The sequence below is a fragment of the Staphylococcus sp. EG-SA-2 genome, assembly GCF_017152085.1.
Genome location: NZ_JACYHC010000993.1, coordinates 1 through 831, shown reverse-complemented (window position 1 = coordinate 831; position 831 = coordinate 1). Strand labels below are relative to the sequence as shown.

2 protein-coding genes are annotated in these 831 nt (G+C 33.9%); both read right to left on the bottom strand.

Annotated elements, in window-relative coordinates:
* On the bottom strand, positions 1-87 hold an 87-nt coding region (locus IDG60_RS22750), incomplete at its 3' end, for a hypothetical protein (RefSeq protein ID WP_241013394.1).
* A 623-nt stretch (positions 88-710) separates the two neighbouring features.
* On the bottom strand, positions 711-831 hold a 121-nt coding region (locus IDG60_RS17040; protein ID WP_157723150.1), incomplete at its 5' end, for a hypothetical protein.

The following is an 831-nucleotide window of genomic DNA, read 5'->3' as shown; positions in this document are numbered from 1 at the left end:
ATTCTGTATAAAATATTTATTGAAATCACAATATGTACATATTCTTACACAAAATGGAATATGTATATATGCACTTTGTACCGTCATTTTAATGCCCCGCTTCTCAGACTGTTTATCCAATCGGCTATATCCTGTTGGACTATCTGCAATTATTCTTACTTTTAACTTTAACGTTTAATCAATGGTTGTCTAATATATCGATTCATTTTGATATTTATTCTTGTTTAGAGGGAGTGAGATAGAAATAATAAAGAACCACTAATGATTTATTATGTAGTGGCTCTTACACATTAGCCAGATGTAATATGTCCATAAAAATAAAATTACATGAGTAAAACTCATGCATAAGGGAGTGGGACAGAAATGATATTTTCGCAAAATTTATTTCGTTGTCCCACCCCAACTTGCATTGTCTGTAGAAATTGGCAATCCAATTTCTCTATGTTGGGGCCCCACCCCAACTTGCATTGCCTGTAGAATTTCTTTTCGAAATTCTCTATGTTGGGGCCCCACCCCAACTTGCACATTATTGTAAGCTGACTTTTCGTCAGCTTCTATGTTGGGGCCCCATTGTTATAAGCTCATTTTTAACTCTGTCGATGGCTGCCAATATAACATTGTAAAGCCCAGGACGTTAATTTATCCTAGGCTCCCTCTTTTTAGTTATTAAACTTTATTCATTGTAAATTGTTAATAAATTTTTAAAAAACTTATTCGTCATCCATTTTCAATACAGCCAAGAAAGCATCCTGTGGAATTTCAACATTACCAACTGCTTTCATCTTAGCTTTACCTGCTTTTTGTTTTTCAAGTAATTTACGTTTACGGCTT